General features: G+C 67.4%; 28 protein-coding genes and 1 other annotated feature. Of the genes, 10 read left to right on the top strand and 18 right to left on the bottom strand.

Features of this window, described 5'->3' with window-relative positions; genetic code table 11:
• Positions 1–66 precede the first annotated feature (66 nt).
• Positions 67–621: an NADPH-dependent FMN reductase gene (locus HNP47_RS09640; RefSeq protein WP_017505729.1), complete on the top strand. Its 555-nt coding sequence runs from the start codon at positions 67–69 to the stop codon at positions 619–621.
• Here HNP47_RS09640 and HNP47_RS09635 read toward each other — a convergent pair.
• The gene (locus HNP47_RS09635; protein WP_184279379.1) at positions 618–1058 is read right to left on the bottom strand and encodes a hypothetical protein; all 441 of its coding nucleotides are present in this window, start codon (positions 1056–1058) and stop codon (positions 618–620) included. The genes HNP47_RS09640 and HNP47_RS09635 overlap by 4 nt on opposite strands.
• 114 nt (positions 1059–1172) lie before the next feature.
• Positions 1173–1385, bottom strand: coding sequence for a cold-shock protein (locus HNP47_RS09630; protein WP_008260410.1), 213 nt, complete (start codon positions 1383–1385; stop codon positions 1173–1175).
• Between the two features lie 239 nt (positions 1386–1624).
• Here HNP47_RS09630 and HNP47_RS09625 point away from each other — a divergent pair, with 239 nt between their 5' ends.
• A complete protein-coding gene (locus HNP47_RS09625; protein ID WP_055753991.1) occupies positions 1625–1834 on the top strand; it encodes a hypothetical protein in 210 nt (69 codons plus the stop codon).
• A gap of 4 nt (positions 1835–1838) precedes the next feature.
• Here the strand turns inward: HNP47_RS09625 and HNP47_RS09620 are convergent, their stop codons facing one another.
• The 4 genes from HNP47_RS09620 to HNP47_RS09605 form a co-directional block, all read right to left on the bottom strand.
• Positions 1839–3317 (bottom strand): SulP family inorganic anion transporter, encoded by a 1479-nt coding sequence (locus HNP47_RS09620; protein WP_311770073.1) that lies wholly within the window; start codon positions 3315–3317, stop codon positions 1839–1841.
• Between the two features lie 58 nt (positions 3318–3375).
• Positions 3376–3439 (bottom strand) — a sequence feature (sul1 is cis-regulatory element that is thought to sense ions involved in sulfur or methionine metabolism; They are found in Alphaproteobacteria).
• A gap of 49 nt (positions 3440–3488) precedes the next feature.
• The gene (locus HNP47_RS09615; protein WP_184279377.1) at positions 3489–4670 is read right to left on the bottom strand and encodes a DUF1501 domain-containing protein; all 1182 of its coding nucleotides are present in this window, start codon (positions 4668–4670) and stop codon (positions 3489–3491) included.
• Positions 4667–6151, bottom strand: coding sequence for a DUF1800 family protein (locus HNP47_RS09610; RefSeq protein WP_184279376.1), 1485 nt, complete (start codon positions 6149–6151; stop codon positions 4667–4669). Before HNP47_RS09610 ends, HNP47_RS09615 begins: the two co-directional genes overlap by 4 nt.
• Positions 6152–6227: 76 nt before the next feature.
• Positions 6228–7064 carry a metal-dependent hydrolase gene (locus HNP47_RS09605; protein WP_184279375.1) on the bottom strand — a complete coding sequence of 279 codons (837 nt, stop codon included), beginning with the start codon at positions 7062–7064 and terminating at the stop codon, positions 6228–6230.
• Positions 7065–7111: 47 nt separating this feature from the next.
• Here HNP47_RS09605 and HNP47_RS09600 point away from each other — a divergent pair, with 47 nt between their 5' ends.
• The 5 genes from HNP47_RS09600 (at position 7112) to HNP47_RS09580 (ending at position 12769) form a co-directional block, all read left to right on the top strand.
• Positions 7112–7717, top strand: a complete 606-nt coding sequence (locus HNP47_RS09600) for a helix-turn-helix domain-containing protein (protein WP_184279374.1) — start codon at positions 7112–7114, stop codon at positions 7715–7717.
• Between the two features lie 37 nt (positions 7718–7754).
• Positions 7755–8333: a GNAT family N-acetyltransferase gene (locus HNP47_RS09595; RefSeq protein ID WP_184279373.1), complete on the top strand. Its 579-nt coding sequence runs from the start codon at positions 7755–7757 to the stop codon at positions 8331–8333.
• Positions 8334–8364: 31 nt separating this feature from the next.
• Positions 8365–10032, top strand: a complete 1668-nt coding sequence (locus HNP47_RS09590) for a bifunctional diguanylate cyclase/phosphodiesterase (protein ID WP_045809768.1) — start codon at positions 8365–8367, stop codon at positions 10030–10032.
• 43 nt (positions 10033–10075) lie between these two features.
• Positions 10076–11776, top strand: a complete 1701-nt coding sequence (locus HNP47_RS09585; protein ID WP_184279372.1) for a bifunctional protein-serine/threonine kinase/phosphatase — start codon at positions 10076–10078, stop codon at positions 11774–11776.
• 141 nt (positions 11777–11917) lie between these two features.
• Entirely contained in the window at positions 11918–12769 is an 852-nt protein-coding gene (locus HNP47_RS09580) for an outer membrane protein (protein ID WP_184279371.1), read from the top strand.
• A gap of 20 nt (positions 12770–12789) precedes the next feature.
• Here the strand turns inward: HNP47_RS09580 and HNP47_RS09575 are convergent, their stop codons facing one another.
• A complete protein-coding gene (locus tag HNP47_RS09575; protein WP_039244846.1) occupies positions 12790–13359 on the bottom strand; it encodes a YqgE/AlgH family protein in 570 nt (189 codons plus the stop codon).
• 129 nt (positions 13360–13488) lie between these two features.
• Here HNP47_RS09575 and HNP47_RS09570 point away from each other — a divergent pair, with 129 nt between their 5' ends.
• A complete protein-coding gene (locus HNP47_RS09570) occupies positions 13489–13974 on the top strand; it encodes a peroxiredoxin (protein ID WP_039244844.1) in 486 nt (161 codons plus the stop codon).
• Positions 13975–14022: 48 nt separating this feature from the next.
• Positions 14023–14454 carry a very short patch repair endonuclease gene (locus HNP47_RS09565; RefSeq protein WP_311770065.1) on the top strand — a complete coding sequence of 144 codons (432 nt, stop codon included), beginning with the start codon at positions 14023–14025 and terminating at the stop codon, positions 14452–14454.
• Here the strand turns inward: HNP47_RS09565 and HNP47_RS09560 are convergent.
• The 5 genes from HNP47_RS09560 to HNP47_RS09540 all read right to left on the bottom strand — a co-directional run bounded on the left by HNP47_RS09560 (position 14430) and on the right by HNP47_RS09540 (position 19069).
• On the bottom strand, positions 14430–16301 hold the full coding sequence (locus HNP47_RS09560; protein ID WP_184279369.1) for an ATP-binding protein: 1872 nt from the start codon (positions 16299–16301) through the stop codon (positions 14430–14432). The two genes, HNP47_RS09565 and HNP47_RS09560, sit on opposite strands and share 25 nt — an antisense overlap.
• A 70-nt stretch (positions 16302–16371) precedes the next feature.
• Positions 16372–17418: a quinone-dependent dihydroorotate dehydrogenase gene (locus HNP47_RS09555; RefSeq protein WP_184279368.1), complete on the bottom strand. Its 1047-nt coding sequence runs from the start codon at positions 17416–17418 to the stop codon at positions 16372–16374.
• Entirely contained in the window at positions 17415–17759 is a 345-nt protein-coding gene (locus HNP47_RS09550; protein WP_184279367.1) for a DUF952 domain-containing protein, read from the bottom strand. Before HNP47_RS09550 ends, HNP47_RS09555 begins: the two co-directional genes overlap by 4 nt.
• Positions 17756–18265 (bottom strand): histidine phosphatase family protein, encoded by a 510-nt coding sequence (locus HNP47_RS09545; protein ID WP_184279366.1) that lies wholly within the window; start codon positions 18263–18265, stop codon positions 17756–17758. Before HNP47_RS09545 ends, HNP47_RS09550 begins: the two co-directional genes overlap by 4 nt.
• Positions 18266–18325: 60 nt before the next feature.
• Positions 18326–19069 carry a class I SAM-dependent methyltransferase gene (locus HNP47_RS09540; RefSeq protein WP_184279365.1) on the bottom strand — a complete coding sequence of 248 codons (744 nt, stop codon included), beginning with the start codon at positions 19067–19069 and terminating at the stop codon, positions 18326–18328.
• 46 nt (positions 19070–19115) lie between these two features.
• On the opposite strand from HNP47_RS09540, the gene gloB reads away from it, so the two are divergent.
• Positions 19116–19844, top strand: a complete 729-nt coding sequence (gene gloB / locus HNP47_RS09535) for a hydroxyacylglutathione hydrolase (RefSeq protein WP_184279364.1) — start codon at positions 19116–19118, stop codon at positions 19842–19844.
• On the opposite strand, the gene HNP47_RS09530 is transcribed toward gloB, so the two are convergent.
• The 6 genes from HNP47_RS09530 to HNP47_RS09505 form a co-directional block, all read right to left on the bottom strand.
• Positions 19841–20557, bottom strand: coding sequence for a DUF4908 domain-containing protein (locus HNP47_RS09530; RefSeq protein ID WP_260394812.1), 717 nt, complete (start codon positions 20555–20557; stop codon positions 19841–19843). The genes gloB and HNP47_RS09530 overlap by 4 nt on opposite strands.
• A 100-nt stretch (positions 20558–20657) precedes the next feature.
• Positions 20658–21383, bottom strand: coding sequence for an acetoacetyl-CoA reductase (gene phbB, locus HNP47_RS09525; protein ID WP_017505756.1), 726 nt, complete (start codon positions 21381–21383; stop codon positions 20658–20660).
• A 144-nt stretch (positions 21384–21527) separates the two neighbouring features.
• Entirely contained in the window at positions 21528–22589 is a 1062-nt protein-coding gene (locus HNP47_RS09520; protein WP_221415065.1) for an NAD(P)-dependent alcohol dehydrogenase, read from the bottom strand.
• A 77-nt stretch (positions 22590–22666) separates the two neighbouring features.
• Positions 22667–23416, bottom strand: coding sequence for a DUF72 domain-containing protein (locus HNP47_RS09515; RefSeq protein WP_184279362.1), 750 nt, complete (start codon positions 23414–23416; stop codon positions 22667–22669).
• Positions 23413–23733 carry a type II toxin-antitoxin system RelE/ParE family toxin gene (locus tag HNP47_RS09510; RefSeq protein WP_184279361.1) on the bottom strand — a complete coding sequence of 107 codons (321 nt, stop codon included), beginning with the start codon at positions 23731–23733 and terminating at the stop codon, positions 23413–23415. The genes HNP47_RS09515 and HNP47_RS09510 overlap by 4 nt, the downstream gene beginning before the upstream one ends.
• Complete coding sequence (locus HNP47_RS09505) at positions 23733–23978, bottom strand: type II toxin-antitoxin system ParD family antitoxin (protein ID WP_184279360.1); 246 nt, start codon at positions 23976–23978, stop codon at positions 23733–23735. The genes HNP47_RS09510 and HNP47_RS09505 overlap by 1 nt, the downstream gene beginning before the upstream one ends.
• Between the last annotated feature and the right edge of the window lie 45 nt (positions 23979–24023).

Below are 24023 nucleotides of genomic sequence, written 5' to 3'. Positions count from 1 at the left end.
ACGGAACATCCGGCCGCCGGGATCGGTTATGCTGGCGCTTGAACCCGTCCAGCCCGGAGACCTTCCATGACCGTCCGCGTCGCCCTGATCGTCGGCAGCTTGCGCAAAGGCTCCTATTCGCGCGCCATCGGCATGGCGTTGAAGGCGCTGGCTGAGCCGGGGCTGGAGATCGAGCCGGTCGAGATCGGCGACCTGCCGCTCTATGATCCCGATCTGGAGACCGACAACCCGCCGCCGGCCTGGGAGCGGTTCCGCGAGGAGGTGGCGACGACCGAGGCGGTGCTGTTCGTCACGCCCGAATACAATCGCTCCATCCCCGGCGCGCTGAAGAACGCCCTGGACGTCGGCTCGCGCCCCTATGGCCACAGCATCTGGCAGGGCAAGCCCGCCGCCATCGTCAGCGTCTCGCCCGGCGCCGTCGCGGCCTTCGGCGCCAACCACCACCTGCGCCAACCGCTGGTGTTTTTGAACATGCCGACGATGCAGCAGCCCGAAGCCTATATCGGCAATGTCGCCGACCTGCTGGACGAGAACGGCAAACTGAAGAAGGACGACACCAAGACCTTCCTGAAAAGCTTCACCGACGCCTTCGCCGCCTGGATCGACAAGACGAAGGCCTAGACCTGCAAAGCTGATATGAATTTCGCGGGGTCGCTTACCCGAAGATCGACAACGACGGGATTGTCCATGTCGGTGAGACGCAGTCGGACGTTCATACCTGTCCAATCCCTACGCGCCTCGGCTCTGACGACGGCGAGAGGTTTGCGGAACTCAAGCCCGAACGTCCCGTAGGGCATAAACAGGGTGATCGGGAAAATAGGCGAAAGCCAAAGCTCTCCGCCATCGATGACCACCATCAGGCAGTTGCTCGCGCCTCCCCACTTCCCCTTTTGTTTGCCAGAGGCGCGGGTGTCAGCGTAACGCGCCGAAGCGGGAGGCTTGGGCATGAGGGGTTCGCCCTGACCTCGTCGGCTATTCACGGCAAACCAGATCAAGGCTGGCCATGTGATAACAACGCCTATTACCCAGACGGTTAGAAAAACGATCTCTGGTTTCATGTGGCTAAGCTAGGGCTGGGTCAGACGAGAGTCATCTGTTCCATCGGACAGTTGAAATTGAAAACGGCGGCTCCGTAAGGAGCCGCCGTCGCCAAATCAGCTGTGAAGCTGAAATCAGCCGATGGTTTGCAGCTGGCCAGCCGATTCCTTGCCCGAACGCTTGTCGCGTTCCAGCTCGTAGGAAACCTTCTGGTTTTCATCCAGGCCGCGCAGGCCAGCGCCTTCGACGGCCGAGATGTGGACGAAGACGTCCTTGCCGCCGTCGTCGGGTTGGATGAAGCCGTAACCCTTGGTCGGGTTGAACCATTTGACAGTGCCGGTAGCCATTTTGAGACCTCCGTTAGAAATTGACCGAGGGAACGTCCCTGCGGCCTGTCGGGTCTGAATGGGAGCGGCCTTGACTCGTGCGTTCGCAGAGAGAGTGGGCGTTACGCAGAGAGATCGACGAGCTCTATGTGCGCAGATATTCATGACAGATGCAAGCGCGGGCCGGGCGCGCCGAAAATCCAATAATGGGAACGGTTTAGCTTGGCGCACGTTGTTGGGAGGCACGAAAGGCTTCCAACATGAACCGCACCCACGTCGTGGAGCGCGCCTACCAGCTCGCTCGGACCAACGATTGTCTGAACACCGGCGACGTCGTCAAGGCGCTGTCGGGCGAGGGCTATTCGGGCGCCGAAATCTCGCACTTCCAGGGCAGTTCGATCCGGGCCGACCTGAACCGCATCTGCAAGATGCCCAAGCCTGACCTCGAACCGACCTCCAACGCCGCCTGACGGCTCAATGCGCGCCGGCGCCGTCCGGCAGATGCATCTTCTCGAACCGCCCCACCCGCGTGACCAGGGTGCGGGCGGCGTCGTTCATGCCCAAAACCTGCACGTCGGCGCCCTGACGGCGGTAGCGGAAGACGACCCTGTCCACGGCGGCGACGCCGGTCAGATCCCACAGATGGGCGTCGCTCAGATCGATCTCGACGCGTGTGGGATGGCCGTGATGCTCAAAGCTGGCGGCGAACAGATCGGCCGAGGCGAAGAAAAGCTGGCCTGAGACACTGTAGCGCAGGACGCCCGGCTCCGGCGTTGGAACCTCGGTCACGGCGATGGTCTTGCCGACCTTGCGCATGAAGAAGACCGCTGACAGGATCACCCCCAGGATCACGCCCTTTGAAAGGTCGTGGGTGGCGACGACCGTCACGGTCGTGGCGATCATGACAATGGACGACTGAAGCGGAGTGGAGCGCAGCTTCATCACCGAGGACCAGTCGAAGGTGCCGATCGAGACCATGATCATGACGGCGACCAGGGCGGCCATCGGGATCTGGGCGACCCAGGTCTGAAGCGCCAGCATCAGAAACAGCAGGAACAGCCCGGCCCACAGGGTCGACAGTCGCCCGCGCGCGCCCGAGGTCACGTTGATCATCGACTGGCCGATCATGGCGCAACCGGCCATGCCGCCGAACAGGGGCGACAAGATGTTGGCGATCCCCTGGCCGCGCGTCTCGCGATCCTTGTCCGACGGGGTGTCGGTGATGTCGTCGAGCAGATTCGCGGTCAGCAGGCTTTCCAGCAGGCCTACGAAGGCCAGGGTCGCCGAGATCGGGGCGATGATGACCAGCGTCTCCCACGTCAGCGGGACGGCGGGCAGGTGGAACATCGGCAGGCTGGTCGGCATCTGGCCCATGTCGCCGACGGTGCGCACATCCAGCTTCAGCACGATCACCAGGGCGCTGATGGCGACGATGGCGACCAGGGGCGAGGGCACGGCCTTGGTGAGGCGCGGAAAGCCGTAGATGACGACCAGGGCCGCCGCGACAAGGGCGTAGGTGATCCAGCCGCGGCCGATCAGCTCGGGCATCTGTGCCAGAAAGATCAGGATGGCCAGCGAGTTGACGAAGCCGGTCATGACGCTGCGGCTGACGAACTTGATGTAGCGGCCCAGCTTCAGCAGGCCGATGACGATCTGGAACACGCCGCAGAGCAGCGAGGCGGCGAAGAGATATTCCAGGCCGTGGTCGCGCACGAGGGTGACCATCAGCAGGGCCATGGCGCCGGTCGCGGCCGAGATCATGGCCGGCCGGCCGCCCACGAATGCGATGGTCACGGCGATGACCACGCTGGCGTAGAGGCCCACGGCGGGATCGACGCCGGCGATGATGGAAAAGGCGATGGCTTCGGGGATCAGGGCCAGGGCCACGACGGTCCCCGCCAGAAGATCGCGGCGAGGATTGGCGAGCCATTGCTGGCGCGCGGAGGCGATAATGGACATTTCAGGATTTCATCTGGATGAGCCTGACCGACATTTCGGTTTCTGGCGGCTCGGTTTCCCAGCGGATCGGCGGCGGGGATAGCCACCCGTCGCCTGCGAACAGGGCCGGGTCCAAGGTGATGGCGTCCTGATGCGTTGTTGTGCCGCGAAAAGCAAGCGTGGCGGCTAGACCAGACCGTCCATCACCGGCGCCTCTGCGGCGCTGCCGGGGAAGATGCGGGCGTCCAGGGCGGCGCGGTCGAGGCCCATGTGATCGCGCAACACGCCCTTGAACACCGAACGGATGTCCAAAGTCGGCGCCAGGTCTCGGTTCTCGAACAGGCGGTTGTCGGCCAGGGTCGGCCAGTCGCCGATGGGGCCGCCGCGCTTTACCGCGCCGCCCGCCAGTAGAAGCGACGAGCCAGTGCCGTGGTCAGTGCCCTGGGTCCCGTTGGTACGGGCGGTGCGGCCGAACTCGGTGGCGACGATGACCGCAGTGCGCGACCAGACGTCGCCGAGGCCGTCCTTCAGGCCCATGACCAGTTGATCGAGGCCCGTCAGCCGCGTCTGCAACTGCGCCCTCTGGCCCGCGTGGGTGTCCCAGCCGTCCAGCGAGACGGCGACGATGTCGGCGCCCTGCGGTCCGGTCATCAGCCTGGCGACGGCCTGGCCCAGGCCCTGGACGTCGTTGCGGCGCAGGCGTTGGTCGCCGCCGTCCATGCTGACCAACTGCTCAGTCGCCAGACCCCGCGCCAGGTTCTGGCCCAGCATCGGATCCACGACATAGAGGTCCTGAAGCAGGGAGGCGATGCGGTCGCCGTCGCGCACCAGACCACCGGGCGCCCAGCTGGACACCGGGGCGTCGCCGCGCAGGATCAGCGGGGTCTGGGCGCCGATGGACAGGCCTTTCAGCGACGTTCCGCCGGCCGCGACGATGGCGCGGTTCAGCCAGCCGTCGGATTGCTGGCGCAGACCTTCGCCGCCATTCTCCAGCACGTCCTGGGCGTCGAAGTGCGAGCGGATGCGCACGGGCAGGGCGACGGCGGGGGCGAACCGCATCTGCCCCTGACCATAAAGGGCGTGCAGGCCGGCCAGCGCCGGGTGCAGGCCGAAGCCTTCGCTCAGGGCCAGGGCGCCGCTCGTCTCGCCGGGCGCGGCGATGGCCACACCGCCGCGCAAGGGGACGTAGTTCGGATCGGCGTAAGGCACGGTCACGGACAGGCCGTCCATGGCGCCGCGCGCGATGACGACGACCAGCTTGTTGGCCGGGCCGTTGGTCTGGGCGGCGACGCGGCCGGCGAAGGCCAGGCCGACCCCGGCGGAGGCGGCGGCCAGCAGATGGCGGCGGTTCATATTGAGGGCGGTCATCGGCGTTGGAACTCCGGCGACATGAACAGAAGGGTGAGGGCCTCGGGCCGGCTTTCGGCGCGGGCGACGGCGAGGCGGGTGCGTTCGCTAAGGCGCGGGCCGAGGGCGGTTGCGGCGACCGCATTTGGATCGCTCGCTTGCGCCAGATCGGCGGCGGTGCGCGACCAGTTCAGCCGCTTGACCAAGGCGTCGGGACCGGCCCAGTCAGCGGCCGTGTCGGGCCAGCCCTCTGGCGACGGCGGCGCGAAAGGCGGCTGGCCCATGTCGAGCAGGGCCTGGCGCAGCGGCTGGATCCGCTGAGGCCGCGTTCCCAGCGCGCGATGGGCCGATACGATGAAGTCATAGGGCGTCTTGATCTTGGCGGGCTGGGGCGTCCAGGTCTCGGGCGCGTCGATCAGGGCGCGGGCGACCTGGGCCAGGTCACCGCCTGAGCGGGTCCAGGCCGCTTCCAGTCGGGAGACCAGAGCGGGCGGGGGATCGTCGGCGACGAAATGGGCGGCGAGACGGCGCGACAGGCGTTTGGCCGTGGCCGGATGCCGAGCCAGGTCACGCAGTATCGCCTGCCCCTGGGCCAGGCCCGCCGCCGGATAGGTCTTGCCCATCACCGTGCGGGCGCCGGGTTCGTGGACATTGGCGCGGAAGACGAAGCCGTCGGGACCGGGCTCGGCTTGGGCGGCCATCCTGCGCGCGCGTTGGGGGCGACCCGGCTGACGCTGGTCGCGGGCGGCGGGGATGGACCAGCCGGTGAGGGCCCGCGCCAGTTCGGTGACGTCGCCCTGCGTATAGCCGCCCTCGGCGCCGACCGTATGCAGCTCCATCATCTCGCGCGCCAGGTTCTCGTTCAGACCGGCGTTGCGGCGCGCGCCTGCCATGCTGTCCGGACCGACCGAGCGGGCCTGGTCCAGATACAGAAGCATGGCGGGATGCTGTTCGGCGGCCAGGACCAGGTCCTCGAACCGGCCGAAGACGTGGGGGCGGATGGCCTCGCGCTCGAACTGACCGACAAAGGCGCCGCTGGCGAACTTGGCGGCCGAGACGGTCAGGGCGTTCGACCAGAACAGGGCCCAACGCTCGGCGAAGCCGTCCTCGGTGGTCGCGCCGAGCTGGGCGCGGGCCAGGAACTCTTGCGCCGTGTCCTGGGTGATGTCGCGGCGGGCGGCTTGGCGGGCTTCGCGCCGGGCGACGGCTTGCGGATCGGCGGCGTCCGGCATGGCAGGGGAGGGGGCGGCGTCAGTCGTCGCCGGAGCGGCGGCGCGTCGGTCGCGGCGGACCAGACCGGCGTCGATCTGATAGTCGATATATTGGGCGACGCGTTCGGCGGTTCCGGCGAACTGGCCGGACGGCTGGGGCGCGCCCTGGGGTCGAATCTGGCTCGTCGCCCAGCCGCGCGGATCGGCGGCGACGCGGTCGATCTCGCCAGGCCGGGCGCCGAGACCCAGGCGGGTCAGGGCGACGGCGGCGTCGGTCGGTGATGAAGCCATGGCCTTCTCCTCGTCCGTCCCCTGCACACTGTAACGCCTTTGGGCGAAAACTCCGTCGCGGGATCGGATTTGAGAGTCAGGCCGGTTGGGCCAGGCCGGCCTCCGCGTCCGCAATCAGGTTGCGGTCGTCGACCTGCCACGGGTGGAAGTCGGGTTTGTAGAAGGCCAGGTAGTCGCCGATCATCCGGCGATACAGACCCGGCTTCAGCCACAGCCAGCGGAACAGGCCCAGACGCGCGCGCCAGCCGACGATGCCGTCTTGCTTCAGCAGCATGAAGGTCGTCTCGCGAACCGTCCGGGTGAACAGCAGGGTCGTCAGGAACATGGCCCAGCGCCGGATGCGCCAGCGCTTCAGCGGACTGAGGTCCCGGGTCGCGTGCAGGAAGACATCATAGGCTACGCCCTTGTGCTCGATCTCCTCGATGGAGTGCCAGCGCCACAGACGGGCCAGGTTATGAGGCGAGCCCTTCAGCAGCTCCGGATCGGCCAGCAGTCGATGGGCGAAGGCGGCGGTGAAGTGCTCCAGCGCCATGGTCGCCGCCAGTTGGGCCAGGGCCGGACGGGCGCGAGCGATGTCGAGACGGGCGGTGACATAGGCCTCGATCTCGGCGGTGTCGTAGCCGGCGCGTTCGGTGATGGCGTTGAAAGCCATGTGTTCGCGGGTGTGGGCGCCCTCCTGCACCGTGAAGGCGCGGATGTCGGCGGCCAGGGCCGGGGGCGCATCCTTGGCGAACCGCTTGACCGACTGAATGAAGAACCGCTCGCCGTCGGGGAAGGTCAGGCTGAGGGCGTTCATCACGGCGGTGCCGAACGGGTCGCCGTTCAGCCACCAGCGTGGCGTCGGAGCCTCGCGGTCGATATGCAGGTCGCGCGGCTTGATCTGGAGGTCGGCGGGGGTGGCGGATTTCGCCATGGTTCTGCTCCTCGATTTCGAGCGGAGGATGGAGTTAACTGACATCAATGTCAACTAATGGTCCGGTAAAGCGGCGACGCGGGGCGTTGGCGCGCGAAGAGGCGCTGGAGGCGGCGCGCGACCTTTTGCTGTCGGGCGGGCCGGCGGCGGTGACGCTGAAGGCGGTGGGCGAGCGGATGGGCGTGGGTCACGCCAATCTGATCCATCATTTCGGCTCGGCGGCCGGGCTTCAGGGCGCTCTGATGGATGCGATGGTGCGCGATCTGGCGCAGCGGATCGAGGCCGGCCTGAACGAGAGCGTGGGAGAGGGAAGCCACGCCGTCGAGCCGGGGCGGCTGATGAGCGTGGTGTTCGACGCCTTCGGGCCGGGCGGGGCCTCGCAGATGGCGGCCTGGCTGGCGCTGGCGCGCGAGCAGGGCCGGGCGGGAAGCTTCGCAGAGGTGGTGCGTGATCTGGCCGAACGGCTGGCGGCCATGGCGCCCGAGGATCCCAAGGCGACCGAGCGGGCCAAGGCCCTGGTGGTGACGGCGGCCTATATGGCCTTCGCCGAGGGGCTGATCGGGGACATCCTGACGCCGATGCTGGGCGCGCCGGAGGGGCTGGGCCGCGACCTGGCGCTGAAGCTGACCGCGACACTTTTGGCCGAACCGTAAGGTTCAGAGCCGAATCTTGATGCTATAGTCCCCATCGATGGCGCTTCTGGATTGGATGAGCGATGTGGCCGGGCCGGTGATCCGGGGGGACGGCGTGCTGCTGCGCCCGCCGCGCGCCGCCGATTACGCCGCTTGGTCCACGCTGCGCGACGGGTCACGCGACTATCTGCAACCGTGGGAGCCGGCCTGGCCTGAGGACGACCTGACCAAGGCGGCCTTCCGGCGCCGGCTGTCGATCTATGCGCGCGAGATGGAGCTGGGCAACGCCTGGCCCTTCTTCGTCTTCGTGCAGGACGGCAAGACCCTGGCGGGGGCGGTGACCCTGTCGAACGTGCGGCGCGGCGTCGCCGAGACGGGGACGCTGGGCTACTGGATCGGCCAGCCGTTTTCCGGTCAGGGCGTGGCGACGGCGGGCGTTCGGGCCGTCGTCGGCTACGCGTTCGACAAGCTGAAGCTGCACCGGCTGGAGGCGGCCTGTCTGCCCACCAACCACGGGTCGCGACGGGTGCTGGAGAAATCCGGCTTTCGCAACGAAGGTCGGGCTCGCGCTTATTTGAAAATTAACGGCGAGTGGGCAGACCATTTGTTGTTCGGCCTGGTCGAGGACGAGTGTTGACGGCCGGGGGCCGTCTGGAAGGGCGAGACGCGTGACACCACGATCCCGATCGCTGGCCTGGGACGCCACGACCGCCATCGAGGCGCTGGCCGCTGCCGAGACGGCCCTGTGGGTCTGGACGCCGGCGGCGGACGAACTGCGTTTCACCGGCGCGACGCGATCGCTGGGCCTGGGACCGCTGGCGCCGGAATGCACAGCCGCCGGTTTCGTGGCCCTGGCCATGCCGCAGGATCGCAGCCTGGCCGAACGGATGCTCAAACCCCAGGACGAGGGGGCCGAGATCGCCGTGCGTCTGCGCATGCGCGGGTCCGAGACCTGTCTGTGGCGCGGCGTCTGGCTGGAGGACGGCCTGCGCGCCGCCGGCGTCGTGGCGCTGGAGACCAAGTTCGCCGGATCGGACCGCGATACGCTGACGGGCCTTCTGGATCGTCGCGCCTTTCTGGCCCGCGTCAGCGAGGTGCTGACCCAGCCCGGCGAATACGAGATCGTGGTCGGCGACGTCGATCGGCTGCGGCGCCTGAACGAGGCGCTGGGGCATGAGCGGACCGACCTAGTGCTGTCGGCCCTGGGCTCGCGTCTGGCCGCCGCCTTCAACAAGGACGCCTCGGCCGCGCGGATCGGCGAGGACGAGTTCGCCATCATCGTGCCCAAGACTGCCTCCCACACCAGCTATCGCGTGCGCGACGCGCTGGAGCAGCCGCTGCGGGTCGCGGGCTTCGACATCTATCCGACCGTCTCGATCGGGGCGGTGATGGTGGAGGGCGGGCCGGATGCGCCCGACGCCGCTGAACTGCTGCGCCGGGTCGAGCTGGCGGTCGAATCGGCCAAGGGCGCCGGGCGCGGCGGATCGGCCGCCTATGGCCGGGCGCTGGAAAGCGATTCCTTAAGCCGTCTGGCGCTGGAGGCGGATCTGAGGAACGCCTTCGTGCGCGGCGAGATCGTGCCCTTCTTCCAGCCGATCGTGAACCTGAACACCGGGGCCGTCGCCGGTTTCGAGGCGCTGGCGCGCTGGCGTCACCCGCGCCGGGGTCTGGTGCCGCCGGACGAGTTCCTGGGCCTGACCGCCGACCTGGGCATGATGAACGACCTGGGCCTGCTGATGATGACCCAGTCGGCGCGGCAACTGGCCGAATGGATCGAACGCCATCCGCTGGCCGGCAAGCTGTTCTGCAGCGTCAACCTGTCGGTCGGCGAGATCGAACGTCCGCACCTGTGCGAGGATGTGGCGCGCATCATCAAGGAGACGGGCCTGCCCAAGGGCGCGCTGAAGCTGGAGGTCACCGAGGGCGACATCATGCGCGACACCGCGCGCGCCGCCGAGGTGCTGCAATCGCTGAAGGACGTCGGGGCCTCGCTGGCGCTGGACGACTTCGGCACCGGCTTCTCGTCGCTGTCCTATCTGGCGCGCCTGCCGTTCGATACGCTGAAGATCGACCGCTATTTCGTGCTGACGATGAACAAGGACGAAGGCTCGGCCAAGATCGTCAAGTCGGTGGTCAATCTGGGTCGCGACCTGTCGCTGGAAGTCGTCGCCGAGGGCGTGGAGAACGCCGAACTGGCCCGCCTGCTGCTGGACGCCCAATGCCACTACGGCCAGGGCTTCGGCTATGCCCCCGCCCTGCCGGCGCAGGAGGCCGAGGTCTATCTGGCCGAAAGCCTGGCCGACGGCACGGCGCCGCTGAAGCAGCGGTCGGCGTAAACATCGCTGGAAAGCGAGCGAGCCAAGGTCGACAGTTCCGCCCATGACCGACGCCAGACTGGAGATCGCCGCCGGCTTTGCGACCTTGCAGGGGCCCAAGGCGGATAATCAGGATTTTGGCGGCGTCCACATCGGCACGGCGGCCGAGCAGCGCGAGCATGGGGTCGTGGCGGTGATCGCCGACGGGGTGTCGGGGTCCAAGGCCGGGCGGATGGCGGCCGAGCTGACGACGCGCAGCTTCATCGACGGCTATCTGGACCAGAACCCGCTGAACGGCATCGCCGCCAACGGCATCAAGGCGCTGCGGGGGTTCAACCGCTGGCTCCATTCGCGCGGCCGGATCGATCCGGCGATGGAGGGGGCGGCGACCACCTTTACCGCCCTGATCCTGCGCGGGCGTGAGGCGACGGCGCTTCATGTGGGCGACAGCCGGGCCTGGCATTTTCGTGACGGGGTGCTGACGCGGCTGACGGAAGATCACACGCGGGCCCAGCAGGGGCTGAGCCATGTGCTGTACCGCGCCGTCGGCATCGAGGCGGATGTGAAGCTGGATGTCCGGCAAGTGCGACTGGAGCCGCACGACCGGCTGCTGCTGACCACAGACGGGGTGCATGGGGTGCTGGCCGATGCGGTGATCGCGAGCCTGTTGGGACGGCGCAGTTCGCCCGATGCGGACGCCAAGGCGATCCTGGCCGAGGTCGAGGCGGCGGGGCCGCGCGACAACGCCACCGCCATCGTCATCGACGTGGTCCGCACCGGCGCGCCCGACTGGGAAGCGATCACGGCCGAGGCGGAAGGGCTGGCCATCCTGCCGCCGCCCGCCGTGGGCGACAATGTCGATGGGTTCGCGCTTCAGCGGGTCGTGGCGGACGGGCGCTATACGACCCTGTTTCTGGCGAAGGATACGCTAAGCGACGGCGGCGCGGTCGTGCTGAAGTTTCCCAAGCCCGCCGTGGTGTCCGAACGCGGCGCCCGCACTGCCTTTCTGCGTGAAGCCTTCATCGGGCGGCGCATCGACAGCCCATTCGTCGGCAAGGTGTTGAGCCTGGATGCCGGTCGCCAGAGCCGGCTCTATATCGCCCAGCCCTTCCATGCCGGGCAGACCCTTCACGCGCGGTTGGCGGAGGAAGGGCCGTTCGAGATCGCCGAAGGGATCGGGGTGGCGCTGCGCCTGTCGCGCGCGGTTTCGGCCCTGCACCGGGCAGGGGTGACGCACCGTGACATCAAGCCGGACAATGTGATCCTTGAGACACAGGGCGGGCTGAAACTGGTCGATCTGGGCGTCGCACGCCTGCGGCTGGCCGAGGAGTTCGCCGAGGCCGAGGCGCCGGGCACCGCCGGTTACAAGGCGCCGGAAATGTATGCGGGCGAGAGCGGCAACGCCGCGACCGATCAGTTCGCCCTGGGGGTGACGCTGTATCGCCTGTTCACCCGCACCTATCCGTGGGGCGAGGTGGATCCGGCCGATGCGCCGCGCTTTGATCGGGCGCCCGCACCGCCGACGCGACACCGGCCGGATATGCCCGCCTGGCTGGAGGGAGCCATCATGCGCGCCGTCGCCGTGGATCCGAACGAGCGGTTCGAGGATGTCGAGGAACTGATTCATGTGCTGGAGACTGGCAGCGCCGTCGCCGCCCCGCCGCCGCGCCAGCTGTCCCTGATCGAGAGCGATCCGGTGCGATTCTGGCAAGGGATCAGCCTGGTTCTGCTGATCGCCTTTCTGGTGTCGATGGCGACGCGCTAGCGGCCCGTACGTTCAACCTGAACGATTGGATGTGCGACATTTGGCGATGCAAAGGCTTGGGAACCGGTGGCCGCTTTCGGCTTTTGTGACGGCGAGCGGGGACGTCGCGCCCGCACTTTCGGCACGAAAGCCTCCCCCCAAATGATCAAGACCCTCGCCTCCAGCGCCCTGGCCCTGGCCATGGTTTCCACCCCCGCCCTGGCCCAGTCCGTCGCCCCGGACTGGTCTGGCCCCTACATCGGCATCTTCGGCGGATACAACCAGACCAACGACGACGGCGACGAAATCCTGCGCTTCGACCGTAACCTGGATGGCAACTACGGCGATCAGGTCACGACCTTGCCGGTCGCCCCCGCCACCGTCGGCGCCAACGCCTTCAGCCCCGGCTTCTGCGGCGGCACGGCGACCAGCACTGCGCCGGGCACCGGTTGCCGTAGCGACAACGACGGTGTCGAAGCGGGCGTGCGCGCCGGTTACGACATGCAGTTCGGCAACTTCGTCGTCGGCGCGCTGGCGGAATACAGCGTCAACAATGCCCAGGATTCGGTGACCGGCTTCTCGACCACCCCGGCCTTCTACACCTTCACGCGTGAGCTGGAGAGCACGGCGGCCGCCCGGTTGAAACTCGGCTACGCCTATGGTCCGGCCCTGGTCTACGGCACCGGCGGCTACGCCTATGGCAAGTTCGAGAACCGTTTCCGCACGTCGAACCTGGCCAACAGCTTCACCGAAACCAGCGAAGGCGATGACGGCGACGGCTGGCAGGCCGGCGGCGGTGTGGAATACGCCTTGGGTCGCGGCCTGACGGTCAGCAGCGAATACCTCTACACCTCGCTGGATGTCGACAGCCCGGTGATCCGCGTCGGCCGCGGTACGGCGCCCGCCACCAACCCCTTCGTCCTGGCTCCGAACACAACGGGCACGGACATGGTGCGCGGTAACGGCAAGTTTGGAACTCACATGTTCCGCATCGGCATGAACTACCGCTTCTAAGCCTTAGCGGGCGGCTGGGTTCAGGCCCGGCCGCCCTGGCTGGATAACATGGCCGCGTCCACGCCCAGCTGGGCGAGGGCGCGTGTCCATTTCGACGTGTGTTCACCGTCGAAAATCAGGTCCAGATCGGCGTCGGCGGTCAGCCAGACGTTGTCGGCCAGCTCTTCCTCCAACTGTCCTTCGCCCCAGCCGGCGTAGCCCAGCAGCAGGGCTGAGCGGCGCGGGCCGGCGACCTCGTCCGTCATGGCGGCCAGCGCTTCGCGCGTGCCGGTCATGGCCAGACCGTCGCCGAAGGCCAGGGTGTCGTCGCCGACCGTCCAGTCGTCGGTGTGCAGGACGAAGCCGCGCTCGCGCTCGACCGGGCCGCCCATCAGAACCGCGCGACCGATGGATTGATCGGGCGCCGGCGCGTCCAGCTTGTCCAGAACCGTCTTCAGATCCACGCCCGGCGCCGGTCGATCAAGCCGCAGGCCCATGGCGTGATCCGGCCCGTGGGCGCAGATCAGGATGACGGCGTGTTCGAACCGGGCGTCGTCGATCCCGGGCATGGCGACCAGCAGTCGTCCGGTCAGGGTGGAGGCTTGGCTCATGATCCTGGCATCATCTGTCCGGAAAGCGGCGCAAGCAAGCCGAACCGGCGCTTGCGGTGTCGTCCGTGGTGTATATGTGTCGCACACGGCCGTTCAAACGCGCCGGCCCCAAACCTCAGCGAGACAGACATGACCATCCAGATCGGCGATCGCATCCCGAATGCAACCCTCGCCCAAGCGACCGCCGAGGGCCCCAAGCCCGTCAGCACCGACGACATCTTCGCCGGCAAGACCGTGGCCCTGTTCGCCGTGCCCGGCGCCTTCACACCGACCTGCTCGGCGCGCCACCTGCCGGGCTTCAAGGATCACCTGGCCGACATCCAGGGCAAGGGCGTCGATACGGTCGCCTGCATCTCGGTCAACGACGCCTTCGTCATGAAGGCCTGGGGCGAGAGCCAGGGCATCACCGACGACAGCATCGTCATGCTGGCCGACGGCAACGGCGAACTGACCCGCGCCCTGGGTCTGGTGCTGGACGGTTCGGGCTTCGGCCTTGGCGAGCGGTCGCAGCGCTATTCCATGTTGGTGAAGGACGGCGTGGTCGAGCAACTGAACATCGAGCAAGGCGGCGAGTTCAAGGTGTCCTCCGCCGAGCATCTGCTGGCGCAGCTCTAATTTGGATCAATCCACGCTACCGCTTCGCTACTTGAGCGTGGATTGATCGTGAGCTCGGATGTCTTCAGCCCAGAGAAGCGCAGCGCCGTGATGCGTCGCGTGAAGGGGCGGGATACGTCGCCGGAACTGGCCGTGCGCAGGATCCTGCGTGCGGCCGGGATCGGCTATCGGCTGGGCGGCATGGGTCTGCCGGGCCGCCCGGATGTGGTGATGAAGGGCCGTAAGGTCGCCCTGTTCGTCCACGGCTGCTTCTGGCACGGCCATGATTGCGCCCGTGGATCACGGCAGCCCAAGACCAACGCCGATTACTGGATCGCCAAGATCAGCCGAAACCGCGTGCGCGACGCCGCCGCCGTGACGGCGCTGGCAGCGTCAGGCTGGCGCGTGGTCGTCGTCTGGGAATGCGAGATGAAACAGCCTGATTTCCCCGCGCGCCTTATCGCAAGCGTCCGGGGTCAGGCGGCCTCGGTCGCGGCCTGAGCGGCGGTGTCGTTCAGGACGTGCTGCAAGGCGCCGATCAGGGCGGGCGGCGTCAGCGGCTTGGAGACGAAATAGGCCATGCCGGCCGCCTGACAGGCCGCGACGTCCTCGGGCGCGGTGTCGGCGGTGACGGCGACGACCGGAGTGGCGGCGTTGGGTCCGCCGCCGGCGCGCAGACGACGCGTCGTCTCGCGCCCGTCCAGCTCAGGCATGCGCACATCCATGAAGATGACGTCGAACACGGCCTCCTGACAGCGTTCCAGCGCGATCATGCCGTCGGCGGCGGTGGTGATCTCGCAGCCCAGCGGCTGAAGGATCAACTGCACCGCGCGGCGGTTGATGTCGTGATCGTCCACGACCAGCAGGCGCAGCGGCTGATCTTCGGCCTCGTCGGCGACCGTAAACGTCGTGACAGGTTCGGGCTCCGGCTCCGGCGCGATGGGTGGGGGCGCCGGCGATACGACCGGCGTCAGCGAGCGTGCGATGTCCAGGCGGCTTTCGTCAACCACCTCGACAATCTGAACCGCCTCGTCGCCGCGCGGCAGGATCAGGGACACGGTGAAGCGCGAGCCCTGACCCGGCGCGCTGCGGACCGTCAGCCGTCCGCCCATCAGGTCGATCAGATTGCGGCTGATCGCCAGCCCCAGGCCCGAGCCGCCGTAGCGGGCGGAGACGCCGTCGGCGGTCTGGTCGAACGGGGTGAACAGGCGGGCCAGTTGATCGGTCGTCATGCCCGGACCCGTGTCCACGATTTCGAACAGCAGGGCATATCCCGACGGCTCTTCGGGCCAGGCCTGGACCCGCAGGGTGATCTGGCCCTGCTCGGTGAACTTCATGGCGTTGGACAGCAGGTTGTTCAGCACCTGACGGATGCGCATGACGTCGCCCTTGACGTGGCGCGGCATAGCCGAGGCGCCTTCGATGCGCAGCTTCAGTCCCTTGGCGTCGGCGAGACCTCGCCACAGCATCACGGTCTGGGCAAGCATCTGCCGCAGGTCGAAATCCTTGGCCTCGACCGTCATCCGCCCGGCGCCGATACGCGTATGGTCCAGCAAGTCGTCCAGCAGGGCCTTCATCATCAGCCCGGCGTCGGTAATCAGATTGGCGCTGTTGCGCGACTGGGCGTCGGGCGCGCGCAGCTCGGCGGCGCCGGCCAGGATCGCGCCGATCGGGGTGCGCAGATCATGGCCGATGGCGGCCAGGAAGGTAGTGTGGTCGGCCAGGCTGCGTTCTGCCTTGAGCCGGGATTCCTCGGCCGAGGCATGGGCGCGCACGACGTTGGCGCTGGCCTCGACCATGCGCTGGCCGGTGATGGCGACATAGAAGGTGAACAGCACGACCGCAGCAGCCGCCGACATGACCAGCGGGCCGGGGGCCTCCAACGCGTAAACGAAAACGGGCGTGGCCAGCAGGAAGCCGGTCTGAGGCGCAAGGCCCGCGACCATCACGGCCTGACAGCGGTTTGCATTCAGCATGGCCGTCAACATGCAGGCGCTGAGCATCAGCGCTGCGCTGACGCCGCCGATCGCGCCGCCGATATTCCACATCACCAGCGACAGGGCGGCGAAAACGGTGGAACTGATGGCGACTACGGTCAGGACGGCCAGCTTTCGGCCGCTGGATAGCTCGCCGGGCGTCTTCAGGATCGGTCGATAAACGACCATCTCCATGGCCTGGACCGCCAGATACAGCACGACCCAGCCGAAGGTGAACCGCACCCCGACCATCGGGGTCACGACCAGGGCGACAGCCGCCGCCGCCACGAGCCGTTGCACCGCAGCGCCCGAGCGTTGGCGAACGGCGGCGGTCCAGCTGCTTTCAGCGATATCGACGGCGGTCGATTTCATTCAGGTTCTCGGATGACGAACGCAGGTCGCTCGCATCGGTCACCCTAGACGTATCGACACTAACGCTCTGTCAACGGAGCGCGCCGACCGCGTCTGTTACTGCGGAAAAACCGTCGGCGCGCAGGCGGGCGGCCAGGTCACGCTTGATACGGGCGACCAAGCCTGGTCCCTCGTAGATCAGGGCGGAATAGATCTGGACCGCCGATGCCCCCAGGCGGATGCGGGCATAGGCCTCGGCGCCGCTGTCGATGCCGCCGACGGCGATCAAGGGCAGGCGGCCGGCCGCCGCCTCGGCCGCCGCACGCAGGGCCTTTTCCGCGAAGGGGCGGATGGGCGCGCCGGACAGGCCGCCGGCCTGGTGGGCGTCCGGGGAGCGAAGGGTCTCGGGGCGCTCCAGCGTGGTGTTGGATACGATCAGCCCGTCGATCCGGTGGGCCAGAGACGCCTCGACGATCATGGCGATCTCGTCGGCGATCAGGTCGGGCGCGATCTTGAGGAAAACCGGCACGCGCGCGGGGCCGGTCGCCGGACGGGCGGCGTCGATACGGCCCAAAAGGTCGTCCAACTGCTCGCGGCCCTGAAGCGCGCGCAGGCCCGGCGTATTGGGCGAGGAGATGTTGACGGTGAAGTAGGCGGCGCGGCCGGCAAGGCGTTGCAGACCGGCGACATAGTCGGCCGCCTTGTCCTCGGTGTCCTTGTTGGCCCCCAGATTGGCGCCGACGACGACGCCCGTTGGACGCCCGTCCAGCCGCTCGGCGAAGGCGTCGAGCCCGGCGTTGTTGAACCCCATCCGATTGATGATGGCCCGGTCCTCGGCCAGGCGGAACAGGCGGGGCTTGGGATTGCCGGGCTGGGGCCGGGGCGTGACCGAGCCGCATTCGACGAAGCCGAAGCCGAGGCGCGACAGGCCGTGCAGGGCCTCGCCATTCTTGTCAAGACCCGCCGCCAGACCGACCGGATTAGGCAGGTCCAGCCCCGCCAGCTGTGTTCTTAGGATCGGATCGTCGGCGGGCGGGGCGGGCAGGGGGGCGAAGGCCAGGCCCTTGATCGCCAACTGATGCGCCTGCTCCGGATCGAGCCGACGCAGCAGGGCGGCGCCCACATCAGCCAGGCTCATGCGTCTTCCTCGAACGCTATCTCGCCGTCGGCCGTGACCGAGAAGGCGCGCGAGGCCGTGACGGCGGCGACGGGCAGGGGCGCATAAAGATGCGGGAACAGATCCCCGCCGCGCGACGGTTCCCAGATCAGGTCGTCGCCGAACCGGCTGAGATCGACGGTCAGCAGCAGCAGGGCGCCGCGCCCGGCGAAGTGCCGTCGCGCTGTGTCGGCCAGTTGCGCCTCGGTCGACATATGGATGTAGCCGTCGGCCAGATCGACGGGCGCGCCGTCGTATCGACCCTCGGCGACGGCGGCGCGCCATTCGGCGGCGTCGACGATCTTGTAGGCGATGTCGGTCATGCCGAGGGCGCGCCCAGCGACCGAGGCGTCAGGAAGCCTTCGTAGGTGCAGCGCCCCGCGACATCGACGCTGAACAGGGCGGCGGCGCCGGTCGGGAAGCCGGCCGACAGCTTGTCCACCACGGCCGGCGAGGCGGCGCTTTCGATCAGATATTCGGCGGCCAGGACGTGGACGCCCGGATTGTGGGCCAGGATCAGCAGGCAGCCGGCCTCGTCCTCGCTGGCCTCGACGAAGCGGCGGATCACGTCGGAGGGGGCGTTGTAGAGGACGTCTTCATCGCGGACTTCCACATCGCCGAAGGCGTCGTGCATCTGCTCCCAGGTCTGGCGGGTGCGCACGGCGGTGGACACCAGGGCCAGGTCCGGCTTCAGGCCCCGCTCGGCCAGGGCGCGCCCCATCAGCAGGGCCTCGGCGCGGCCGCCGGCGGACAGGGGACGGGCTTCGTCTCCGCCAGAGGGGGCGGAGGTTTCGGCCTGGGCGTGCCGCATCAGGATCAGTCGGTGCATGGCCTTCGCCATAAGGCGGTTTCGCCCGGCCCGCCAGATGGGGCGACGGTCAACTCGCCGTCAGTCGCGATGTTGGCCCCGCGAAGAGACGGAGGCGGCGGGTTGGGGCGCCAAAACGGGGGCGGCGACGCGCTGCGCATGGCCGCTGGGGCGGATACGGGCGTAGCTGTGGCGCGAGGCCTCCAGCAGGATCAGCCCGGCGGTTCCGGGAAAGACCCGGCGACCGACCTGTTCGAACCCTTCGGCCAGGGGCAGCATCGGTCCCCAGGGCGGGACATACAGGGTCTGGGACCAGGCCATCGGTTCCAGTCCGACATCACGCACCAGCCGTTCCAACTGGCGCCGCGTGAAGGGGCGGCCGTGACCAAACGGGGTGTTGTCCGCCCGTGCCCACAGGCCGCCGCGCGCCGCCGCCGCCAGGATAATGCGCCCGGTCGGCGAAAGCGCGCGCACCGCCTCCAGCAGCAGGGCGGCGGGGTCGTCGGCCTCTTCCAGGGCGTGGACCAGCAGGATGCGGTCGAACGATCCGGCGGAGAAGGGCAGGCGGCGGTCGTCCACCAGCAGGGTGCGGTTGCGCCCGACCGTCGGCCAATGCTCGACCCCTTGCCCGCCCGGCATGGCCGCAACGACGCGCCGCGCGCCGACGAAGGCGTCCAGCCAGGGCGTGGCGTAGCCGACGCCCAGCACGTCGCAATCGGCCGCCTCGCCCCACGCGTCGTCCAGCCGTCGCGCCACCAGCCGTCGCGCCAACGCCCCGGTTGGCTCGCCGTAGAAGGTTCGAAGCTCGTCGATGCTGCGCCGCATGGGATCACTATAGGCCCTTCGGCGGCCCTGCTGCTAGGATGGGGGCATGACCTTGGATGTGCATCTGTTTCCCTGCCGCAGCGACAACTACGGCTTCCTGATCCGCGATGCAGCGACCGGCGTGGTCGCGGCGGTCGATACGCCGGACGCGGCGCGCATTGTGGAGGAGCTGGAGGGCCTGGGCTGGGGGCGTCTGGACCTGATCCTGAACACCCACTGGCACCCTGATCACACCGAGGGCAACGCGCGGCTGAAGGCCGACTGGGCTTGCGAAATCGTCGGGCCGGAAGAGGTGCGCAAGGTCGCGCCGCTGGACCGCGTGGTCGCTGACGGCGATGTGGTGATGGTGGGCGAGACGCGGTTCGAGGTCACTGAAACGCCCGGCCACACCCTCGGCCATGTGGTGTTTCATGCGCCGGCGGACGATCTGGCCTTTACCGGCGACACCCTGTTCGCCCTGGGCTGCGGCCGGTTATTCGAGGGCGCGCCCGAGCAGATGTTCGAGAGCCTGCAGCGGCTGAAGGCCTGGCCTGATCAGACGGTGATCTGGTGCGCGCACGAATATACGGCGTCAAACGCGCGCTTCACCCTGAGCCTGGATGACCGGCCAGAGACCGCCGCCCATGCCCAGGCGATCTTCGCGGCGCGTGAGCGAGGCGAACCGACCGTGCCGACGACGCTGGGGGTGGAGAAGCGGTTCAATCCGTTCCTGACCGCGACGGACGCGGATCAGTTCGCCGCGCGCCGCGCGGCCAAGGACAGCTTCCAGGGTTAGCGGTTCAGGGCGTCCCCGCCCACGACCCGCACGATGCGGGCCGAAGACGGGCGGCCGGCGATGCCGGCGTCGGCGTCGATGACGATCCGCAGCGTGCCCTGGACCAGGCTGACGCCGGGACGCCCCTGATCTGACACGACGACGCGGCGCACCCGCTCGACCTGGGCGCGCAGGTTGGAGGACCGCGCCATGCGCACGATGGCGTCGCTAGCGGCCGAGACGGTGTCCGCGGCGACCTGTTCAGAGCCGGGCTGAATATCCACGTCAATGACGATCAACCGACCCATCGCCTGGCTGGCGCGGTAGCTCTGGCGCATGAAATAGTCGACCAACTGGGCGCCGGTCATGGCCGCGCTGGCTAGGCCCTGCGCCTCGCCGACACGCGAGGCGGGCGAGCCTTGAGGCGTCGCGGTCGTATACAGGGTCACGGCGCCGTCGGGCGTGACGCGCAGCACCTGATCGCCATTGTCGTTGCGATAGATGATGTCGCCACGCGGCGCTGGCGTCGGCCGCAAGACCCAGACCTCGGTCGATCTTTCCAGCCGCATCAGAGGCCGCGATCCGGAGGTGTCCAGGATGAACCCTTGGCCGTTGCTGCTGACGTAGCGGGCGGTCGGCGGCACGGTCCGACGCGACTGGGCCTGGCTTTCGGTCGGGATGACCACAGGCGCGACGACGCCCACGCCGATGACCGCGATGGCGGCGACCGCCATCGCGGTCACGCGTGGCGATTTTTTCGCCCTGACCGATCCCAACAACTTCATGACAGACTTGATGAAACCCGCGCGCGGCGGATTTTGGGCGAAGCCCGCCTCAACCCACCAGGTACTGACCGCCGTTCAGCGACAGTGTGCAGCCTGTGACATATCCAGCACGCTCGCCCACCAGCCAGGACACCATGTCGGCGATCTCCTCGCCCTTGCCCAGGCGACCGACGGGGATGTGGCTGATGATGCCTTCCAGCACCTTGGGGTCCATGGCGCCGACCATTTCGGTGTCGATATAGCCGGGCGCGATGCAGTTCACGGTCACGCCCTTGCGCGCATTTTCCAGCGCCAGCGCCTTGGTGAAGCCGATCATCCCAGCCTTGGCGGCGGAATAGTTGGTCTGGCCGATCTGACCCTTCTGACCGTTGATCGAGGAAATGTTGACGATGCGCCCGTGGCCCCGGTCGCGCATGCCGTTGATGACCTGGCGCGTCATGTTGAAGACGCTGTCCATATTGACGCGGATCACGTCGGACCACTGGTCGTGGCTCATCTTGTGGAAGAAACCGTCGCGGGTGATGCCGGCGTTGTTGACCAGGATGTCGATGGGGCCGAGCTGATCCTCGACCTCTTTCACCGCGCGGGCGCAGTCGTCGAAGCTGCCGACATTGCCCTTGACCACCATGACGTCCAGCGCATCGGCGATGGCCTTGGCCGCCTCGTCGTTGCCGGAATAGCCGGCGGCGACCTTGAAGCCGTCTTCATGCAGGCGCTGAACGATCGCCTTGCCGATGCCTCGGGTCCCGCCCGTCACGAAAGCTACGCGCGCCATATCATCTCCTGTCCCTGTGCAGACCCTTCAGAAGGCCTTGTCGCGGTTCAGGATTAACGTGCGAGCGCTAGCGCGCAAGGCGAGAATATGACGCGACGGAAGTTTCATGCTTCCGTCGCGTTTGGTGATTTTCGCGTCAGGCGATCAGGCGGCCAGCTTTTCCATGTCGATGACGAAGCGATAGCGGACGTCGGATTTCAGCATCCGCTCATAGGCGTCGTTGATCTGATCCGGAGCGATGGTCTCGATGTCGCAGGCGATGCCGTGCTCGGCGCAGAAGTCCAGCATCTCTTGTGTTTCCTTGATGCCGCCGATCAGCGAGCCGGCGATGCGGCGACGACGCCACAGCAGGGGCAGGGCGAAGACCGGCAGGCCCTCGGTGGTCAGGCCCAGCATGATCATGGTGCCGTCGCGCGCCAGCAACTGGACGTGGCTGGCGATCTCGTGCGTGGCCGAGACGGTGTTGATGATCAGGTCGAACTTCTCGGCCGCCGCCTTCATCGCATCCTTGTCGGAGTTGATCAGGAAATGTTTGGCGCCCATCCGCTCGGCGTCGGCCTTCTTGCGGTCCGAGGTGGACAGGACGGTGACTTCCGCCCCCATCGCCGCCGCCAGCTTGACGGCCATATGGCCCAGGCCGCCCAGGCCGATGACCGCGACCTTGGAGCCGGGGCCTACGCCCCATTCCTTCAGCGGCGAATAGGTGGTGATGCCCGCGCACAGCAGGGGGGCGGCGACGTCCAGCGCCAGGCTGTCGGGGATGGACAGGACGAAATGCTGATCGACGGTGATGTGGTCGGAATAGCCGCCCTGGGTGATGGCTTCCGACGTGCCGCCCTTCTTGTCCTTGCCGCCATAGGTGCCGGTGAAGCCGGGGATGCAATATTGTTCGACGCCTTCCTGGCAGGAGGCGCATTCGCGGCAGCTGTCGACCATGCAGCCGACGCCGACGCGGTCGCCTTCCTTGAAACGGGTGACGTTGGCGCCCACAGCTTTCACCAGGCCGGCGATCTCGTGACCCGGCACCAGGGGGAAGGCCGTGCCTCCCGTCTCGCCGCGCGCGGCGTGCAGGTCGGAGTGGCAGACGCCGCAGTATTTGATGTCGATCAGCACATCGTCCGGACCCGGATCACGGCGCTCGAAGCTGTAGGGCGTCAGCGGCTTGTCGGCGGCGGTTGCGGCGAAGGCGCGTGTGGCGATCGGCATGGGAAAAGTCCTTCAGGCTTTGCAGTGAGCCGGCCTCAGATGAGAGTGCGGCCGCGGGTCCGCAAGCGTACGGACCGCTATTTCAGCTTGGCGATCAGCGCCTGAGCCGCCGCGGGGTTCCGCACCTTCGCGCCCGAGATGAAATAGGCGAAGACCTCGCCGCGTTTGGCCCAGGTTTTCGCTTGATCCGCCACCGCATCCAGCTCGGCCGCCGTCATGCCGGTCGGCTCATCCTCGCGGCTGGACATCAGCCGGGCGTAGCTGAAGTCGGCGGTCGCCTCGTCGATCTGGGGCCAGGTCGGCTCCTCGTCATCGACCGCATAGACGATGGCCGCGCCGTATTTGCGGGCCAGGTCATAGAACTGTTCGGTGGCGAAGGTCGGGTTGCGAACCTCCAGCGCATGCCGCAGGCGGACCCCGTCCTTCTCCTTGGGCAACAGCTTCAGGAAGCCCTCGAAGTCCTCGGCGTCGAACTTCTTCGTGCCCATGAACTGCCAGTTGATCGGACCCAGTTTGTCGCCCAGTTCGGTCAGGCCCTGGCTCAGGAACTTGTCGAAACTCTCGGCGCCTTCGGACAGCACCTTGCGATTGGTGCAATAGCGGCTGGCCTTGACCGAAAAGACAAAACCGTCCGGCGTCTCGTCGCGCCATTTCTTCCAGCTGTCGGGCTTGAAGGTCGAATAATAGGTGCCGTTGATCTCGATCGAGGTCAGTTTCGACGCCGCATATTCCAGCTCGCGCTTCTGAACCAATCCTTCGGGATAGAAGACCCCCCGCCACGGCTCGAACGTCCAGCCGCCGATGCCGACATGAATGGAATGGGTCATGGTTCGCTCCGTTCGTCGTTCGATCCGACGCCTGGCGGGTCAGACTGCCAGTCCTCAAGCGCGTGCCGAATGCGTCGGACGAACACGTCCGCATCGTCGACTCGATAGAGAATGGCGTGGCTTTTGTAGAAGATCACATGGGCGTCAGCGCTTAGCTCCGGTCGAGCCGCCCCAAGACGTGGAAAATCCGCAAGCAAGTCCAGTTTCGCGAACAGACCCTCGATATAGTCATCGGCCTGACGGCTCCCGAACAGTTCGAGGCCTTGCAGATAGACCTGCTGCAAGTCCACCCGCGCCTCGCGGCTAAGGCGAAGCATCAGGAGGCGCGACGCAACTGGGCGCGCAGTTCCTCGATCACTTCCCGTGGCGACTGGTCGGAGACACCGGAGGCGTCGGCCTCGGCGATCAGTCTTTGCCAATGCGCGATCTTCTCGGCCTTGATCTGCTCGCGGCGGATCAGGTCGCGCACCACGTCCGACGTGTTGGCGTAGCGCCCGGATTTCGCCTGTTCCTCGACCCATGCCTTCATCGGATCGGGCAGGGAGATGTTCATCGTCGCCATGATCGGCCTCCTATCAATGAGAATGGTCGCTTGGCAAACTTTGTC

Origin of the sequence: Brevundimonas vesicularis (genome assembly GCF_014204545.1) — a bacterium.
GTDB classification, from domain to species: domain Bacteria; phylum Pseudomonadota; class Alphaproteobacteria; order Caulobacterales; family Caulobacteraceae; genus Brevundimonas; species Brevundimonas vesicularis_B.
Note: the sequence above shows the minus strand (reverse complement) of the source record. Positions and strands in the feature narration are given on the sequence as shown.

Bases quoted from the DNA above. Each gene is read 5' to 3' on its own strand.
- HNP47_RS09640 (WP_017505729.1), top strand. From the start codon at position 67: ATGACCGTCCGCGTCGCCCTGATCGTCGGCAGCTTGCGCAAAGGCTCC.
- HNP47_RS09635 (WP_184279379.1), bottom strand. From the start codon at position 1,058: ATGAAACCAGAGATCGTTTTTCTAACCGTCTGGGTAATAGGCGTTGTT.
- HNP47_RS09630 (WP_008260410.1), bottom strand. From the start codon at position 1,385: ATGGCTACCGGCACTGTCAAATGGTTCAACCCGACCAAGGGTTACGGC.
- HNP47_RS09625 (WP_055753991.1), top strand. From the start codon at position 1,625: ATGAACCGCACCCACGTCGTGGAGCGCGCCTACCAGCTCGCTCGGACC.
- HNP47_RS09615 (WP_184279377.1), bottom strand. From the start codon at position 4,670: ATGACCGCCCTCAATATGAACCGCCGCCATCTGCTGGCCGCCGCCTCC.
- HNP47_RS09610 (WP_184279376.1), bottom strand. From the start codon at position 6,151: ATGGCTTCATCACCGACCGACGCCGCCGTCGCCCTGACCCGCCTGGGT.
- HNP47_RS09605 (WP_184279375.1), bottom strand. From the start codon at position 7,064: ATGGCGAAATCCGCCACCCCCGCCGACCTCCAGATCAAGCCGCGCGAC.
- HNP47_RS09600 (WP_184279374.1), top strand. From the start codon at position 7,112: ATGTCAACTAATGGTCCGGTAAAGCGGCGACGCGGGGCGTTGGCGCGC.
- HNP47_RS09595 (WP_184279373.1), top strand. From the start codon at position 7,755: ATGGCGCTTCTGGATTGGATGAGCGATGTGGCCGGGCCGGTGATCCGG.
- HNP47_RS09585 (WP_184279372.1), top strand. From the start codon at position 10,076: ATGACCGACGCCAGACTGGAGATCGCCGCCGGCTTTGCGACCTTGCAG.
- HNP47_RS09580 (WP_184279371.1), top strand. From the start codon at position 11,918: ATGATCAAGACCCTCGCCTCCAGCGCCCTGGCCCTGGCCATGGTTTCC.
- HNP47_RS09575 (WP_039244846.1), bottom strand. From the start codon at position 13,359: ATGAGCCAAGCCTCCACCCTGACCGGACGACTGCTGGTCGCCATGCCC.
- HNP47_RS09570 (WP_039244844.1), top strand. From the start codon at position 13,489: ATGACCATCCAGATCGGCGATCGCATCCCGAATGCAACCCTCGCCCAA.
- HNP47_RS09560 (WP_184279369.1), bottom strand. From the start codon at position 16,301: ATGAAATCGACCGCCGTCGATATCGCTGAAAGCAGCTGGACCGCCGCC.
- HNP47_RS09555 (WP_184279368.1), bottom strand. From the start codon at position 17,418: ATGAGCCTGGCTGATGTGGGCGCCGCCCTGCTGCGTCGGCTCGATCCG.
- HNP47_RS09550 (WP_184279367.1), bottom strand. From the start codon at position 17,759: ATGACCGACATCGCCTACAAGATCGTCGACGCCGCCGAATGGCGCGCC.
- HNP47_RS09545 (WP_184279366.1), bottom strand. From the start codon at position 18,265: ATGCACCGACTGATCCTGATGCGGCACGCCCAGGCCGAAACCTCCGCC.
- HNP47_RS09540 (WP_184279365.1), bottom strand. From the start codon at position 19,069: ATGCGGCGCAGCATCGACGAGCTTCGAACCTTCTACGGCGAGCCAACC.
- gloB (WP_184279364.1), top strand. From the start codon at position 19,116: ATGACCTTGGATGTGCATCTGTTTCCCTGCCGCAGCGACAACTACGGC.
- HNP47_RS09530 (WP_260394812.1), bottom strand. From the start codon at position 20,557: ATGGCGGTCGCCGCCATCGCGGTCATCGGCGTGGGCGTCGTCGCGCCT.
- phbB (WP_017505756.1), bottom strand. From the start codon at position 21,383: ATGGCGCGCGTAGCTTTCGTGACGGGCGGGACCCGAGGCATCGGCAAG.
- HNP47_RS09520 (WP_221415065.1), bottom strand. From the start codon at position 22,589: ATGCCGATCGCCACACGCGCCTTCGCCGCAACCGCCGCCGACAAGCCG.
- HNP47_RS09515 (WP_184279362.1), bottom strand. From the start codon at position 23,416: ATGACCCATTCCATTCATGTCGGCATCGGCGGCTGGACGTTCGAGCCG.
- HNP47_RS09510 (WP_184279361.1), bottom strand. From the start codon at position 23,733: ATGCTTCGCCTTAGCCGCGAGGCGCGGGTGGACTTGCAGCAGGTCTAT.
- HNP47_RS09505 (WP_184279360.1), bottom strand. From the start codon at position 23,978: ATGGCGACGATGAACATCTCCCTGCCCGATCCGATGAAGGCATGGGTC.